This window comes from Halomonas borealis, assembly GCF_004798905.1.
Taxonomy (GTDB): domain Bacteria; phylum Pseudomonadota; class Gammaproteobacteria; order Pseudomonadales; family Halomonadaceae; genus Halomonas; species Halomonas borealis.
Genome location: NZ_SDMO01000003.1, coordinates 218,707 through 234,737, shown reverse-complemented (window position 1 = coordinate 234,737; position 16,031 = coordinate 218,707). Strand labels below are relative to the sequence as shown.

The following is a 16,031-nucleotide window of genomic DNA, read 5'->3' as shown; positions in this document are numbered from 1 at the left end:
CAAGATCCAAGATCAAGAAAAACCCTGCCGAATGCATGCAGCATCCCGCAGGGTCACTCGTTTCTGCCTCGGCATCAGCCGCCCATCACGGAACGGCTCGGCGCTTTCAGCCGGGCGCCTGGAAGTTGAGCATCCGCTCCAGGGGCTTGAGGGCGGCCAGGCGAAGATCGTCGTCGACGACGATCTCGCCCGAGCCTTCGCGCAGGGCGTCGGCCAGGTTATCCAGGGCGTTCATCGCCATCCACGGGCAGTGGGCGCAGCTCTTGCAGGTGGCTCCGCTCCCGGCGGTGGGGGCCTCGAACAGGGTCTTGTCGGGCACCGCCTGCTGCATCTTGAAGAAGATGCCGCGATCAGTGGCCACGATCAGTTCCTCGTTGGGCAGTTCCTTGGCCGCCTTGATCAGCTGCGAGGTGGAACCCGCCACGTCGGCAAGCTCGACCACCGAGGCCGGCGACTCGGGATGCACCAGCACCGCGGCGTCGGGATAGAGGCCCTTGAGGTCCTCGACCCCCTGGGCCTTGAACTCCTCGTGGACGATGCAGGCACCATCCCAGAGCAGCATGTCGGCGCCGGTCTGCTTCTGGATGTAGCCGCCGAGGTGCTTGTCCGGCGCCCACAGGATCTTCTCGCCGCGGGCCTGGAGGTGTTCGATCACCTCCACCGCGATCGACGAGGTCACCACCCAGTCGGCGCGCGCCTTCACCGCCGCCGAGGTATTGGCATAGACCACCACGGTGCGCTCGGGATGCTGATCGCAGAAGGCACTGAACTCGTCGGCCGGACAACCCACGTCCAGCGAGCAGGTCGCCTCCAGGGTCGGCATCAGCACGCGCTTCTCCGGCGAGAGAACCTTGGCCGTCTCGCCCATGAAACGCACGCCGGCCACCACCAGGGTGTCGGCCGGATGGCGGGCGCCGAAGCGCGCCATCTCCAGCGAATCCGCCACGCAGCCACCGGTCTCCTCGGCGAGCCGCTGGATGGCGTCATCGGTGTAGTAGTGAGCCACCAGGACGGCATTATGGGCCTCGAGCAGTCGCTTGATCTCCTCGATGAGAGCCTCGTCCTCGGCGGGAATGCGCGTGGGGCAATAGGAACGCACCAGCTGCTCACGCAGCTCGGCACGGGAAGTCATGATCGTCATCGTGTCTACCACTGTGACTGGCAGGGGCTCCCCCTGCATTGCACCAGGTGCCGACCGCGTGCGCTCCGCACGCCGCGACACACCGAGGGTCAACCGCGGCGTCTATCGCCCTGGCCAACCCGCTTCGTGTCTTACCGGAGCGTACGCCGAGCACGCCTCCCGCAAGACACAAGGATTATCATTAAGCATGACGCCGTCCCGGCCGGCTTGCAAGGTGTGCGCCGACCGTGCACGCACGAAAAACGCCCCCGCCTCATGGAGGCAGGGGCGTGAAATCTGGTGGGTCGTGTAGGATTCGAACCTACGACCAATTGGTTAAAAGCCAACTGCTCTACCAACTGAGCTAACGACCCATGATGCATGGCGGCTTGACGGCCATGAATCCAGGTTCGAATGGTGGGTCGTGTAGGATTCGAACCTACGACCAATTGGTTAAAAGCCAACTGCTCTACCAACTGAGCTAACGACCCTTCCGAACGGGTGCAGATAATACGGATATGCCCCCGGCATGACAAGCGTTTTTTCACCTCCCGGCGATTTTCCTGCCCTCCGAGGGCGGACATGCCCGCGACATCATGCGCCGCCGGTACGCGGACTACGAACGACGCGACCTGGGCTTGCGCATCGCCTGCACCGGGCGGCGCTTGTGCTTGTCGCGGCTCCAGCGATTCTTCTCGTCGGGCGTCAGCTCGGGCACCTTGCGCGACGGCACTCCGGCCAGCTCGGCCAGATCGTCGACCTCCTCCTGGCTGAGCTCCACCCACTCACTGGCCTTGGCGCGCTTATCGAGGAAGATATTGCCATAACGCACCCGCTTGAGGCGGCTGACGGTGAGCCCCTGGGATTCCCACAGGCGACGCACCTCGCGGTTGCGTCCCTCGGTGATCACCACGTGGAACCAGGTGTTGATGCCTTCACCGCCGAACTCCTGCACGTCGGTGAAGCGCGCCGGGCCATCGTCGAGCATCACGCCTTCGACCATCGCCGTGACCTGCGCCTGCTGGACATCGCCCATCACGCGCACCGCATACTCACGCTCGACCTGGGTCGAGGGATGCATCAGCTGGTTGGCCAGCTCACCGTCGGTGGTGAACAGCAGCAGGCCGCTGGTGTTGATGTCGAGGCGGCCGATGGCGATCCAGCGCTCACCCTTGAGGCGCGGCAGCCGATCGAAGACGGTACGCCGCCCTTCCGGATCCTTGCGGGTGCACAGCTCGCCCTCGGGCTTGTTGTACATGATCACCCGCCGCGGTACCTCCTCGGCGGCACGCAGCGCCACCGGGCGGTCGTCGAGGGCGACCTTGTCGCGGGCCTCGATGCGATCGCCCAGGCTCGCCACCTGGCCGTTGACCTTGACCCGGCCATCGGCGATGGCCGCTTCCATCTCGCGGCGCGACCCCATGCCGGCTCGGGCCAGGACCTTCTGCAGTTTCTCGGTGGTGGTGCTCATCAGTCGTCAGTCTCGCTGGTAGTGGATTCCGCCCCCGGGGTGGCGTCATCGTCGACGCGACCCCGGGCGCGTTCGGACAGGCGAGCTTCGAGATCGGCGAAGCTCAGGCCCGTCCGCTCGGACGCCGTCCCGGCGTGGTCATCGTCGGCCGTCCCGGCCGTCGTCTTGGTGGCAGCGGGCTCGTCCTGCGAGCCACCGCCGTACTCGTCTTCCTGCTCGGGATCCTCATCCGCCTGGGCCAGCAGTTCGTGCTGAGGCGGCGGCGGGGCATCCTCGAGGACCGGCTCCGCCTCCTCGAAGGTCTTGAGCTCGTGCATCGGTGGCAGCTCGTCCAGGGTCTTGAGCCCGAAGTCGTCGAGGAAGGCCCGGGTGGTCGCATAGACCGCCGGACGGCCCGGCACGTCGCGGTGACCGACCACCCGTACCCAGCCGCGTTCGACCAGGGTCCGCATGATCGAGCCGCTGACCGACACCCCACGCACTTCCTCGATGTCACCACGGGTCACCGGCTGCCGATAGGCGATCAGCGCCAGGGTCTCGAGCAGCGCCCGGGAATACCGCTGGGGACGTTCGTCCCACAGCCGCGACACCCAGCTCGAGAGTCGCGGACGAATGCGCAGCTGATAGCCCGAAGCGGTCTCGAGAAGCTCCATCGCACCGCGCTGATGGCGCGTCTCGAGCCGCCCCAGCGCCTCGCGTAAGGCGCGCCGGGGCAGTAACTCGTGATCGTCGAACAGCGCCTCCAGGCGTTCCAACGAGAGCGGCTCGCCGGCCGCCAGCAGCGCGGCCTCGAGGATATCGTCCAGCGCATCGGGGATTTCCATGGCGCTCATGGCGACTCGCTCCCTTGGTCGTCGTCATCCGCGAAGGGGCTCTCCCCTTCTGCCTCGTCGTCAGCGTAGGCGTCTTCGGTCTCGCCGTCCTGCGGGCCGCCGCGAGCCCGCACATGGATCGGCGACAGCGGCGCATTCTGCACGATCTCGATCATCGCCTCCTTGGCCAACTCGAGGATCGCCATGAAGGTCACCACCACGCCGGCGCGCCCTTCCTCGAGGGTAAAGAGCGCCTCGAAGGCGGTGTAGTGCGCGTGATGCAAGGCCTCCATGATCGCCAGCATGCGCTCGCGGGTCGACAGCATCTCACGGCTGATGTGGTGCGTCTGGTTGAGCTCGGCGCGGCGCAGGATGCCGGCCAACGCCCCGAGCAGCTCATCGAGCCCGACCTCAGGGTGCACCACCCGACTCTCGAGCGGCGGCAACCCGGCCCGGGCCGGGAACCAGTCGCGCCCCAGCCGCGGCAGCTCGGCCAGCGTCTCGGCGGCGTGCTTGAGCCGCTCATATTCCTGCAGGCGGCGGATCAGCTCGGCGCGCGGATCCTCCTCCTCGTCATCGCCGCCCTCCTTGGGCGGCTTGGGCAGCAGGCTGCGGGACTTGATCTCGGCCAGCATCGCCGCCATCAGCAGGTACTCGCCGGCCAGCTCGATCTCCATGGCCTTCATCAGTTCCACGTACTCGATGTACTGATGGGTGATGGCCGCCACATCGATGGCCAGGATGTCCAGGTTCTGGCGACGGATCAGGTAGAGCAGCAGGTCGAGCGGCCCCTCGAAGGCTTCGAGGAAGACCTTGAGCGCCTCGGGCGGGATATAGAGATCTTCCGGCAGCTGGGTGATCGGCTCGTCGAACAGCCGGCCCAGCACCTCGGCACTCTGGGCCAGCGCCTGGCGCTCCTCTTCACCCACCCCCTCGGCGTCGGCCAGGGTATCGGGGCGACCCGGGGCGGCGTCGGGTGTCTCGGTGGACGGGGGCGTCTCGCTCACGCGGGGCTGGCCTCCGGGCTGGTGGGGCGGCGAATGATCGACCGCACAGTCTACCAAGCGGCGCGGCTCAGGGTAAGTCATGGCTCATGCCTGGCGGCGCGAAGGCGACGACGCCCCACTCTCTTGCCCCGGGTAGAAGGCTCGCGCCCCCACAGAAAGAACGATCATTCCCCCCCCTGTTGGCATGCCGATGCTGAACGCATAGATCGCCTCACGACTGGGAGCCGCCTTCAGCAGAACGTCACGTGACCAAACTCAAGGAAACGCCGGACCTCCGCCGCCCCCCCTACATCGACACTCTCTCCGAAGGAGGTAAGGGGCATCGACCTGGTCGCTGACCCTCAGTGGCCGCACTATCGAACGTCATCGCCGCGGGGCCGCTAGCCGGCGGCCTCCGCCCGGCGATAGCGACCGGTGTAGTCGAACAGCTTGCGGCGTACCTGCCAGTGGCGCCCCGCCTGGCGGCCGATCACGAAGTCGGGGGCACGCAGCCGGCGCTGGTCGTCGACCACCTCCTGTGGCGTGGTCGGCGACCAACGCGTGCCGGGGGCGCGCAGGTGCTCGCGCAGGAAGACCGCGGCGAAGGCGCCGCGCTGAGCCGGCGTCTCCAGGGCGAACCATTCGACCAGGGTGACGCCGTCCTCATCATGGTAGACGACCTTGAGCCGCGGCAGGCCACGCCCGTTGACGGTGGCCTCGAGCTGCATGCCCGAGACGCGAAGCACCCGGGCGTCGCGCAGCTTCAGCGCCTCGCGCAGCTTGTCATCGGCGTCCACCAGCAGCGCCTCGCAGCCGTGGCAGCGCCGCGCCGCGGTGTCGTTCTCGGCGCCGCACTGATCGCAGACCTTGAAGCGGAAGCGGAAGCGGCACTGCTGCCTCTTGCCGGCGCCCGACGCCGCGCCATCCCCACTCTCTTCTTCCACCAGCCCTTGGCAACGGCGCCCGAAGTGCTCGATCACGATATCGCCGTCGCGGCGCCCCCAGAACAGGTTGGCGTGTTCGCACTGCGGGCACTCGACCTGCACCGGCTCGGTGTCGGACGCCGGCCGGGGGCTGCCCACCTCCGGCGCATAGAGATCCCAGGGATTGCCGGCATAGTCGAGGATCAGACAGTCGCGCTTGCCCGGCGCCAGACGCAGGCCGCGGCCGACGATCTGCTGGTAGAGCCCCACCGACTCGGTGGGGCGAAGGATCGCGATCAGGTCCACGTGGGGCGCATCGAAGCCGGTGGTCAGCACCGCCACGTTGACCAGGTACTTGAGCTCCCGGGACTTGAAGGCATCGATGATCGCCTCGCGCTCGGCGGCGGGCGTGGCCCCGGTGATCAGCGCCGCCTCAGCGATCGGCAGGTAGCCGAGGACCTCCTCGGCGTGGGCCACACTCGCGGCGAACAGCATCACCCCGGCCCGCTCGGCGCCGCGCGTCACGACCTCCTCGATGATCCCCGGCGTCGCCCGGTTGCCGGCGGCCACCCGATTCAGCTCGGCTTCCTGAAAGAGGCCACCACGGCCCGGTTCGAGCGCCGAGAAGTCGTAGCGCTCGACGGCCGCATCGACCGCGCGTGGCTCGGCCAGATAACCCTGCTTGACCATCAGCCGCAGCGGCTGCTCGAAGACGCAATCGCGGAAGAAGCAGTCGTCATCGCCGCGCACCATGCCGTGATAGTGCCGGTGATAGAGGAATCCCTGCCCCAGCCGGTAAGGGGTCGCGGTCAGGCCCAGCACCTTGAGCCGGGGATTGCGCTCGCGCAGATGAGCGATCACCCGCCGATAGCTGGAGTCTGCGTCCAGCGAGACTCGGTGACACTCGTCGATCACCAACAGGGTAAAGGCGTCGTCGTCGAAGGCGGCCAGGTTGCGCACCACCGACTGCACCGAACCGAACACCACCTGTCGACCGGCCTCCTTGCGGCCCAGGCCGGCGCTGAAGATATCGGCCTCGAGCCCGTAGGCCCGGTACTTGGCATGGTTCTGCTCGACCAGCTCGCGCACGTGGGCCAGCACCAGCACCCGGCCTCGGGCCAGGCGCGCCAGCTCGGCGATCACCAGCGACTTGCCGCTGCCGGTGGGCAACACCACCACGGCGGCCTCATCGCTGGCACGGAAGTGTTCGACCACACGGGTGACCGCCTGCCGCTGGTAGGGGCGCAGCTGGGGAGACGACATGGCCCGGGAGGGTACAGGCATGGGAAATCACCATCGGAATGCTGGCGCATGATACCCATGCCAGGACCATCGCCCAACCCGCCTCGAGCTATTGCGGATAAGGCATCCAGCCATCCCCCTGCAGGCGGATGTAGGGCACGCCTCCGTACGGCATCATCACCACCGCCTCGTTTTCCGAGATCGCCGGCGTGACGGGCAGATCGGCTAGCAGTGTCGACCAGTCAGGCGAGGTATCGTCGAACACATCGTTGCCGACCAGCCGGGCGGTCAACTCCGACAGCGCCAGGTAGCTGCTCGGTTCGCTCACGTGCAACGGCTCACCCTGGCGAGGCGTCTCCAGGCCGATCAGCTTGACGCCCACCGGCACATGGGTGATCAACGGGTTGGGAACCTCACGCATGCCCGCGAACTGCATCCGATCCCCGCGCAGGGCGGCCCCATGCTCCGGCACCATGAAGACGGCGACTCGACGCCCCTCGGCTTCGAGCTGTTTCAGGAAGGCCAGCAGATCATCGAACAGCTGGCTCAGCCGCACATCGTACTCGGCGAAGCCGCGCTGACCGACGTAGCGATTGCCATCATGCAGGGTGACCGTGTTGTAGAACACCGCCTCGGCGCCATCGGATTGCTGCGCCTCCCATTCCCGCAGCATGGTCAGATCACGGAACACCGGCGAGTCATCGAAGGCCACCATCGGCACCTCCATCCCGGCGGTGGACATCATCGGCACGTCCAGCCCCCCCTCACGCTGCAACAGGGTCAGATAATCATCGAAATGGCCATCATGGTTGAGCACCATCGACGACTCGAAGCCCAGCTCGGCCAGGTTGTCGAACAGATGACAGCGCTCCGGAACCTCGCCATAGAGCGCCTCGTGAGACGGCTGGCCGCAGCTGGCCTGGAGTAGGCGCAGCCCCGCCGGACCACTGTAGGAGGTCGCCGAATTGAAGTTATCGAAGACCACGTCCAGGTAGTCGAGCAGCGGGTGATCTTCCAGCCCGGACACGGCGATATCATCCCACGATAGCGAGCAGACATTGAGGAACAGGAGATCGAAGGGCGCCGCCCCGCTCGGCCGCTCGGTAAATGCCGTATGGCGCTGCTGCTCGTCGGCGTAGAAGGCCTCGAGGCGATCATCGAGCACGCTGTCACTGGCCTCCTCGGCAGGCGTGGGGATACTCGCCGCTCCCTGCCCTGCGGTATTCGTCACCTGGGCAGGCCCCTCGGGAGACACCGTCTGGGCGGAACGCACCGGCCCCGATATGCCCTCGGGAATCAGCGGTGCCACGCCCAACCAGACGAGCGCCAGCACCACCGGGACGGTCACCCGCAGCCAGGGCGCCACGAAACCATACCCCACCGCCAGCACGAAGAAACCACCGACCCAATGCCAGCTGATGATGCGACTGGCCAGCTCGAGCAGGTAGGCCGGGCTCATGGCACCGACCTGTGACGACTGCGCCAGCAGGCGTTCGAACGGTGGCAGCCAGGTATCCTGATAGAACAACGCCACACCGATCGGTATCGCGATCAGATGACGCAGGCGATGCAACCAGAGAGGTGGCAGCGGGATCAGCAGGAAGGCCGCGAACACCAGATTGGACAAGGCGTCGAAGTCGATCGCGCCTTGCCAGTAAAGGGCCAGCTTGCAGAGGAAGTACAGGTTCCACAGTCCGAGCCCACGCCAGTAACGACTGACCGGGAAGGGCGAGGTGGCGGCGATCGATTCAGTGTGACTCATGCCGTGACGCATCCTTGTCGGCCGAAGAGCGTCGCCTCACCCCCTGACGCGACAGGAGACGCGGGCGACGCGAAGAGAACTTGGAGAAAGACCGCCAGCACGGCCTCGCGATCAGCCCAAGCGTGATCCCTGCCAGGCCGGCCAGTATGCAGTGTTCACTCACGGGCGAGAGGCCTCCTGTGCGGGGTCGGTGCGCAGGCGCAGCGTGACAGGACGCGGAACCACGACAGGTTCGGGGGCATCGAGGGCAGGCTGATCCGATAACGCGGGCGATACCGGAGAGGCCGCCTGTTGGCGACCACCACCTCCTCCCCAGCCGATCATGCGGTGCACCTCGAGTGCCGCCGACTCGGGCGTATCGAAGTATTCGCGCGACTCGAACAGCGCCGCGGCGGGCAGCCCGAACAAGCGCTTCAACGCGGGGTCCAGATCGATCGCTCGACAGCCGAACAGGAACAGATAGAGCCGGCCTTCCATGACCGCCACCATGTCACCATGCCGATGCAGGCGACACCGATCCAGCGCCTGATCGGCGGACAAGCCCCCGGTCGGCTGCAGGGCCACCACCAGGCTGCCGACGGCCTCGGCCGACGAGCTTTCCAGCCACCGCGTGATCCGCTCGAGGAAGATCGTCGGCGACACCGCACCTCCCAACGTGACCGGTCGCAGGGAGGCGACGATGGCGTCGAAATCAGGATCGATCTGGCGCGTGAAGCGTTGCCCCTGAATGCCCTCGAGGCGACTCAGGAACTGCGGCAAGGTCAGCGAGGCCCCGACCACCAGCGTCACCCCACACAGCCACAGCAGGCGCTCATCCCGGTAGCGCAGGCAGGGCACCAACTCGCGAACGACCAGCTTGATGGCATTGCCCCGCTGGCTCCTCAGCCCATGCATCCAGCGCGCCACCGCCTCGATATCATCGGCATGCTCCACCCCCAGCACGACCGTCGAGGCCTGGGCATTGATCGCCTGGGCCACCACTCCGCGTGGCGTGTCATGGACATGCCAGTGCTCGGACAACGCCGGCGCGCCTTCCAGAACATCGCGTTGCACCAGGTATTCATGATCGTCGCTGCCCGCGATCTCGTCCTGAGTCAACGAGGACAACAAGCGCCAGCCGAACGCTGCGCTCGCCAGGGTCAGGTCACGCCCCCCGCAGACGCGTAGATCGCTGCGCCAGTGGACGACGAGGAAACGCCCCTCTTCACCGGCCGGCTGCAGGTGCGCCAGCCCATCCAGCGCATCGTTGTACGGGTGCAGGCGTCCGCGCATCGCCAAGCCCCGCTCACCATGGCTGACGATCACCACACAGGCCTGATGCGCATCGGCCCAGTCGCGCCATTGACGACACCAGCGGGCGAGCTCATCGCCCTCATTCAACGCGCCGTCGAGCGCCGAGGTCGCGACCTCGAGGATGACCAACCGAGGCGCGGTGCGACGCCCACGGCGCCCTCGCGAGAGGTCTTCGGGCAGGCGCAGCCAGGCCTCGGTCGTCATGCCCTCGGGCAACGCCAGGAAGTTCAGGCGCCCCGGCCCCACTTGCGGTGGCAGGCGTGCGGCGGTCTGCCGGGCGTGATCCGCGGCGGCGACCCAGTCGACTCGCGCCTCGGCCGTGGCACCGGCCAACAGGCCGAGGATCAAGGCATCGCCCTGCGCCGGCCGGTCGGCCAGCAGCCAGTACAGGCCGGGGCAACGCAAGGCGTCGAACTCGGGCCATAGCCCGTCGATGCCCAGCGAATAATGATGACGCCCCGAGCGCATCAGAACCGGATCCGACGACAGCGACATAAGCATTTCCTTGGACATGGCGAATCAATTACCTAACCTACATCTTAGAGTGAGTTTACGACATTTCATGCTGAGCACATGCGAAACACAGCATGCAAATGATGCTAGTTGTCTAGCGTTTGGTGGGCTAGCGACGCCGCCCTCACATCGATCATCAAGGAGATGCATGTCGACTCATGGCCTGATCATTCCCCATCATGCGCCTGCTTCGCCGCGCTACGATGACGATACCCGCGCACTGCTCCACAAGGCGGGGCTTCCCGACTTCCCTTACCACAACATTGCCGCACGCGAACGCCTGACGGCCGACCTGGCTCGCTGGCCACTGCTGGCCGAGACGGTGCTTTCCCGTTCGGGGCGTGCGACTTGAAGACCCTCGCCGTGCAAGGCCTGCGGGGTGGCACCGGCGCCAGCTCGGTGGCGGCCGGTCTGGCCGAGGCCTTGTCCCAGGCCGGGGAACCGGTGCTGTGTCTCGACCTGGACTCACGCAACCTGCTGCGTCTGCATTTCAACCATGCCTGGGACGATCCTCGAGGCTGGGCACAAGCCCGACAGGAGGGCCTCGCCTGGCACGAAGCCGCCTACGTGCAAGGCGCCCGGTTACACTTCCTGCCCCATGGCGAACCCGACGACCTCGAGCAGGCACAAGACGATGACCGCGACGACGAGCCCGCGCTATGGCAGCGGCGGCTAGCCTCCCTCGAGGCCGAGGCCTATCGCTGGGTGGTGATCGACGTCCCGGCCCATGACCCGGTGGCACAACGCCAGGCTCGCCGCGTGGCGGATACCTGGCTGCTGGTCAGCCAGGCCGACCCCGCTTGCCACGCCCTGCTCGAGGCGCATACCGTCAGCGTTGGTGAGTACCTGCTGATCAATCGGCTATCGGCCCGCAGCGCCCTGCAGAATGACCTGCATGCCCTGTGGCAACAGCAGCATGACGACTGGCTGGTGCCCCTCAGCATCCATCGCGACGAGGCCATGTTCGAGGCCCTGGCTCACAAGCGCGGCGTGGTCAGCCATCGCCCCGACAGCCTCGCCAGCCAGGACCTGCATCGCCTGGCGGCCTGGCTGCTGGCCCAGCATGGAGCCTCGTCGACATGACCCTGCTCCTGCGCCGCAGCCTGATGAAACCTCTCTCGCGCTATTATCGAGCCCTGCGCATCAAGCGCGGTGCCGGCCCGCTGACCGCCGCCCTGCTGACCCTGTGCTGGCTACTCGGCTGGGCCCTGTGGCGCTTCGAGTCACCGGCCTGGCGAGAGCTCTTCACTCGACATGGGCACGCCTTTCGCCATCTCCGCCGCCGCCGGCCAGGCCTAGCTGACCCCCTGCGCTATCTGATCCAGATCGTCTGGTTGGCCATGCTGCGCCCGCATCGCCCCCGGCCCTGTCGGGCATCGACTGCCGACACGCCGCCAGCATCCTGGTGGGCACAGGCTCGGGAAGCCTATCGTCAGGCCCTACACTCCCTGCCTCAACGCCTGATGCCCACCATGCGGCGTGCCCCTCAGACCACCACCGATGCCTCGTCCTGGCCGCTACTGGCCATGGGCATCCTGGCCACCCTATTGATGCTGCTGGTGATCACCCAGCCCTTCTCGCTCACGGCGCAGGCCGTATTCGTGGTGCTGCTGTGGGGCATCGCCCTGGTGGTGAAAAACATCCCCGGGCGGCTGGCGACCCTGGTTCTGATCGTGCTGTCGGTCACCGTCTCATGCCGCTACCTGTGGTGGCGCTATACCTCGACGCTGAACTGGAACGACCCACTGGACATGATCTGCGGCCTGCTCCTTCTCGGCGCCGAGACCTATACCTGGCTGATCCTGATCCTCGGCTACGTGCAGACCCTCTGGCCGCTCAATCGTCGCCCCGTGCCCCTGCCCGAGGATGCATCGCGCTGGCCGACGATCGACCTGATGATCCCTACCTATAACGAGCCACTCGAAGTCGTGCGCCCCACGGTGTTGGCCGCGCTGGGCATCGACTGGCCGCAAAGCCAGCTACGCATTCATCTGCTCGATGACGGACGACGCGCGGAGATGCGCGAGTTCGCCGCATCGGTCGGCATCAACTACATCACGCGCAACGATAATCGTCATGCCAAGGCGGGCAATCTCAATCATGCGATGACCGTCACCGACGGCGAGTTCCTGGCCATCTTCGATTGCGATCACGTCCCCCAACGCTCCTTCCTGCAGATGACACTGGGCTGGTTCCTGAAGGAGCCGCGCCTGGGTATTTTGCAGACACCGCATCACTTCTTTTCCCCGGATCCTTTCGAGCGCAACCTGGGACGTTTCCGCGAGATGCCCAATGAGGGCACACTCTTCTATGGGCTGGTGCAAGATGGCAATGACCTGTGGGATGCCTCATTTTTTTGTGGCTCCTGCGCCGTGCTCCGGCGCAGCGCCCTGGAAGCCATCGGCGGCTTCGCCGTGGAAACGGTCACCGAGGATGCTCATACCTCTCTGCGCCTGCATCGTCACGGCTATACCTCTGCCTACTTGCGCCTGCCCCAGGCGGCCGGGCTAGCCACCGAGAGCCTGTCGGCGCATATCGGCCAGCGCATCCGCTGGGCGCGTGGCATGGCGCAGATTTTCCGCCTCGACAACCCCCTGCTGGGGCGCGGCCTATCGCTGGGCCAGCGGCTGTGCTACGCCAACGCCATGCTGCATTTCCTGGCCGGCATCCCGCGGCTGATCTTCCTCACGGCGCCGCTGGCCTTCCTGCTCCTGCATGCCTACATCATCTATGCGCCGGCCGCGGCCATCCTGCTCTATGTCGCCCCTCACATGTTCCATTCGGGTCTGACCAACTCACGCATCCAGGGGCGCCACCGACACAGTTTCTGGAGCGAGATCTACGACGCCGTGCTCGCTTGGTATATCGCCCGACCGACCACGATGGCCCTGATCAACCCCCACAAGGGCAAGTTCAATGTCACCGTCAAGGGAGGCCTGGTCGCCAAGCGCTATTTCGACTGGGGAATCTCACGCCCCTACCTGCTACTGGTCCTGCTCAACCTCACCGGCGTCGTGGCGGCCGGCTGGCGCCTTTACGCCGGGCCGACGGACGAGATCCCCACCGTGCTGGTGAGCCTCGTCTGGACGCTCTACAACCTGATGATCCTGGGCGGTGCGATCGCCGTGGCCGCGGAGGCCCACCAGGTACGACATCACCATCGTGTACGGGTCGATCAGGATGCCGCCGTGGCGCGCGAGGATGGCCATGCCTTCCCCTGTGTCCTCCACGACTATGCCGAGTCGGGGGTAGGCCTCCGCCTGCCGCGTAGCAATATGCTCGAGCCAGACGAGATGGTCACGCTGCTGTTGCGTCGCGGCCGCCAGGAGCATGCCTTCGAGGCTCGCGTGGTCCACCTGAGTGATAACCAAGCCGGCCTGACCCTGGCACCGATGTCGCTGCCACAGCACATCGCCTATATCCAGTGCACCTTCGCCCGCGCCGATACCTGGACGCTGTGGCGCGACGATATCGCCGAGGACCGTCCCATGCAGAGCCTGCGCGACGTCATGGGGCTCGGCCTCGAGGGCTATCGCCGCCTGTTCCTGCACGCCCCACCGTCGGTGCGCCGTTCGCTGGGCTGGCTGGGCTCCTTCTTCCCGCGCCGGCTGACCATCGCCCCCGCCGGACAACGCCAATACCGCTAAGACAAGGATCGTGTATCGATGCGCTATCGCTTGCTTTTGTCGCTGCTGCTTGCCATTGCCCTGCCCGCTCAGGCCCAGACGACACCGCTAGAGGAGCCTCCGCCCTCCCAGGCCGCGATCGCCGACGGCAAGGCGCCGGTCACCGAACGTAGCCTCCGCCTCGAGCGTCTCGCCGGCGGCGGGCTGGAGCTAAGCGGCCTGACCCCCAGGCGCCAGCTCGAGTTCGGTATCCGCGGTGATCGCCTGGTGACCCAGGCGATCCTTGATCTGCGCTACACCCCTTCCCCGTCCCTGTTGGGAGAGGTCTCGCACCTCAAGGTCTACCTCAACGACGACCTGGTGGACACGTTGCCGCTACAAGCCACCGCCCCCGGCGGGGCCCAGCAGGCACGGATCGACCTCGACCCGCGGTTGATCGGCGATTTCAACCGCCTGCGCCTGGAGCTCGTCGGCCACTACACCAACATCTGCGAGGACCCCTCCCATACCAGCATCTGGCTCGCACTTAACGGCGACAGCACGCTGACGCTACGCGAGCAGGCGCTGCCGCTGGCCAATGATCTGTCGCGTCTCCCCCGGCCGTTCTTCTATCCGCGCGACGATGGTTCGCTGGACATTCCCTTCGTGCTGCCCACCGCACCGAGCCCCGACATGCAGCGTGCCGGCGGCATCGTCGCCTCCTGGTTCGGCACCCACGCCGACTGGCGTGGGCAACACTTCCCGGTAGCCTTCGAGGCGCCACCGAGGCGACACTCGGTGGTGCTCGCCACCAACGATCGACGCCCCGACTTCCTCGCCGACTACCCCGGGGTCGACGGCCCGACCATCGAACTGATCAGCCATCCCGATTCGCCCTATGCCAAGCTGCTGCTGGTTCTCGGCCGCGATGCAGACGACCTGGTCGAAGCCGCCCAGGCCCTGGCACTGGGCGACGTCTTGCTGCGTGGGCAGAGCGCCAGCGTCGAGACCCTCGACACCCTCGAACCCCGCCGCCCCTATGATGCACCGGCCTGGATTCCCACCGATCGTCCAGTGCGCTTCGCCGAGCTGATCGACTATCCGACCCAGCTTCAGACCGATGGCATGGAGCCCCGCCCGCTGAACCTCGACATACGCATCCCCCCGGACCTGTTCGTGTGGAACGATGAGCAGGTCGACCTGGAGCTTGGTTATCGCTACACCCCACCCTCCGTGGAGGCCGGCTCGCGGCTCGACGTCAGCATCAATGATCAGTATCTGAAGTCGTTTCCGCTCGCCTCCGAGGGGGGCAACGCCGAGACCGACGGCTTCCGAGTGCCCTTGCTACAAGGCTGGCTGGGGCAGCAACCCCGTGTCGACATCCCCGCACTCAAGCTGGGTGCCCTCAACCGGCTGCGCTTCGATTTCGACTATGCCAATCACATGGGTGGCGGAAGCGACAGTTGTCCCATCGTCTCGCCGGTCGCGCACCGGGTCAGCATCGACGACCAGTCGACCATCGATCTGTCGGGGTTCCCTCATTACCTGGCGATGCCGGCGCTGAGCACCTTCACCAACGCCGGCTTCCCGTTCAGCCGCCTCGCCGACCTGTCGCAGACCCTGGTCGTGACGCCGCCGACACCGTCGGCCAGCGAGCTGTCGACCCTGTTCGACAGCCTGGGCCGCATCGGCGCCCAGACCGGCTACCCCGGTGTGGCGGTACGCCTGACCGATGACTGGAGCGCCGCCAGCGACATCGATGCCGACCTATTGGCCATCGGCAGCCTGCCCGACCGCCTCGCGGATCACGAGTCCGTCGTGGCGCTCGGGCCCGACGCCCGGAGTCGCCTGCGTATCGCCGGCGCTGCGCGGCCCCGCCCCGACGATCTCGGCACCGACGACGTTCCGGCCGACCGCGACGTCACCGTGAGCGCCCACGGCAACCTGGCCGCGCTGCTCGAAATGCCCTCGCCGTACCACGACGAACGCAGCATGGTCGCCATGCTCGCTCCCCGGCCCGCCGACCAGCGCCTGCTCAACGACACCCTGAACGACCCGTCACGGGTCGCACAGATCCACGGCTCGGTCAGCCTGTTCCGTGACTCGGGCGTGACCAGCCAGCGGGTGGGCGAACGCTACTACGTCGGCGACCTGTCATGGAGCCACTGGCTGTGGTACCACCTGTCCGCCTACCCCGGGTGGATCGCCGGCATGGCCGTGCTTGCCGTGTTGCTGGTGGCCTTCCTGTTGTGGCGTATCCTGCGCCGCATCGCCGCCCGGCGCCTGGACGCCGGCAAGGAGTAG

General features: G+C 66.6%; 11 protein-coding genes and 2 tRNA genes. 4 read left to right on the top strand and 9 right to left on the bottom strand.

Going from position 1 to position 16,031, the window contains the following annotated elements:
* Nucleotides 1-106: 106 nt before the first annotated feature.
* The 9 genes from nadA to ETC07_RS05260 form a co-directional block, all read right to left on the bottom strand.
* Nucleotides 107-1,141: a quinolinate synthase NadA gene (gene nadA / locus ETC07_RS05300; RefSeq protein WP_136247462.1), complete on the bottom strand. Its 1,035-nt coding sequence runs from the start codon at nt 1,139-1,141 to the stop codon at nt 107-109.
* A gap of 277 nt (nt 1,142-1,418) precedes the next feature.
* Nucleotides 1,419-1,494: transfer RNA gene (locus tag ETC07_RS05295), tRNA-Lys, on the bottom strand.
* A 41-nt stretch (nt 1,495-1,535) separates the two neighbouring features.
* Nucleotides 1,536-1,611, bottom strand: a tRNA-Lys gene (locus ETC07_RS05290).
* 125 nt (nt 1,612-1,736) lie between these two features.
* Complete coding sequence (gene rluB, locus ETC07_RS05285) at nt 1,737-2,591, bottom strand: 23S rRNA pseudouridine(2605) synthase RluB (RefSeq protein WP_136247461.1); 855 nt, start codon at nt 2,589-2,591, stop codon at nt 1,737-1,739.
* On the bottom strand, nt 2,591-3,424 hold the full coding sequence (gene scpB, locus ETC07_RS05280) for an SMC-Scp complex subunit ScpB (RefSeq protein WP_136247460.1): 834 nt from the start codon (nt 3,422-3,424) through the stop codon (nt 2,591-2,593). Before scpB ends, rluB begins: the two co-directional genes overlap by 1 nt.
* Complete coding sequence (locus ETC07_RS05275; RefSeq protein ID WP_205742509.1) at nt 3,421-4,410, bottom strand: segregation and condensation protein A; 990 nt, start codon at nt 4,408-4,410, stop codon at nt 3,421-3,423. Before ETC07_RS05275 ends, scpB begins: the two co-directional genes overlap by 4 nt.
* 380 nt (nt 4,411-4,790) lie before the next feature.
* Nucleotides 4,791-6,596 (bottom strand): DNA repair helicase RadD, encoded by a 1,806-nt coding sequence (radD, locus tag ETC07_RS05270; RefSeq protein ID WP_136247459.1) that lies wholly within the window; start codon nt 6,594-6,596, stop codon nt 4,791-4,793.
* 67 nt (nt 6,597-6,663) lie between these two features.
* Nucleotides 6,664-8,316, bottom strand: a complete 1,653-nt coding sequence (gene bcsG, locus ETC07_RS05265) for a cellulose biosynthesis protein BcsG (protein WP_136247458.1) — start codon at nt 8,314-8,316, stop codon at nt 6,664-6,666.
* 159 nt (nt 8,317-8,475) lie between these two features.
* Complete coding sequence (locus ETC07_RS05260; protein ID WP_168709168.1) at nt 8,476-10,104, bottom strand: BcsE family c-di-GMP-binding protein; 1,629 nt, start codon at nt 10,102-10,104, stop codon at nt 8,476-8,478.
* Nucleotides 10,105-10,270: 166 nt separating this feature from the next.
* Here ETC07_RS05260 and bcsR point away from each other — a divergent pair, with 166 nt between their 5' ends.
* Genes bcsR through bcsB form a run of 4 tightly spaced genes read left to right on the top strand, consistent with a single transcriptional unit; the run spans nt 10,271 to nt 16,031 of the window.
* Nucleotides 10,271-10,474: a cellulose biosynthesis protein BcsR gene (gene bcsR / locus ETC07_RS15645; protein ID WP_168709167.1), complete on the top strand. Its 204-nt coding sequence runs from the start codon at nt 10,271-10,273 to the stop codon at nt 10,472-10,474.
* Entirely contained in the window at nt 10,471-11,205 is a 735-nt protein-coding gene (bcsQ, locus tag ETC07_RS05250) for a cellulose biosynthesis protein BcsQ (protein WP_168709166.1), read from the top strand. Before bcsR ends, bcsQ begins: the two co-directional genes overlap by 4 nt.
* Complete coding sequence (gene bcsA / locus ETC07_RS05245; RefSeq protein ID WP_136247454.1) at nt 11,202-13,769, top strand: UDP-forming cellulose synthase catalytic subunit; 2,568 nt, start codon at nt 11,202-11,204, stop codon at nt 13,767-13,769. The genes bcsQ and bcsA overlap by 4 nt, the downstream gene beginning before the upstream one ends.
* 18 nt (nt 13,770-13,787) lie before the next feature.
* Nucleotides 13,788-16,031: a cellulose biosynthesis cyclic di-GMP-binding regulatory protein BcsB gene (gene bcsB / locus ETC07_RS05240; protein ID WP_136247453.1), complete on the top strand. Its 2,244-nt coding sequence runs from the start codon at nt 13,788-13,790 to the stop codon at nt 16,029-16,031.

Coding starts and splice junctions, on each gene's coding strand:
- nadA (WP_136247462.1), bottom strand. CDS start 1,141: ATGACGATCATGACTTCCCGTGCCGAGCTGCGTGAGCAGCTGGTGCGT.
- bcsR (WP_168709167.1), top strand. CDS start 10,271: ATGTCGACTCATGGCCTGATCATTCCCCATCATGCGCCTGCTTCGCCG.
- radD (WP_136247459.1), bottom strand. CDS start 6,596: ATGCCTGTACCCTCCCGGGCCATGTCGTCTCCCCAGCTGCGCCCCTAC.
- rluB (WP_136247461.1), bottom strand. CDS start 2,591: ATGAGCACCACCACCGAGAAACTGCAGAAGGTCCTGGCCCGAGCCGGC.
- bcsB (WP_136247453.1), top strand. CDS start 13,788: ATGCGCTATCGCTTGCTTTTGTCGCTGCTGCTTGCCATTGCCCTGCCC.
- ETC07_RS05260 (WP_168709168.1), bottom strand. CDS start 10,104: ATGTCGCTGTCGTCGGATCCGGTTCTGATGCGCTCGGGGCGTCATCAT.
- scpB (WP_136247460.1), bottom strand. CDS start 3,424: ATGAGCGCCATGGAAATCCCCGATGCGCTGGACGATATCCTCGAGGCC.
- bcsG (WP_136247458.1), bottom strand. CDS start 8,316: ATGAGTCACACTGAATCGATCGCCGCCACCTCGCCCTTCCCGGTCAGT.
- bcsA (WP_136247454.1), top strand. CDS start 11,202: ATGACCCTGCTCCTGCGCCGCAGCCTGATGAAACCTCTCTCGCGCTAT.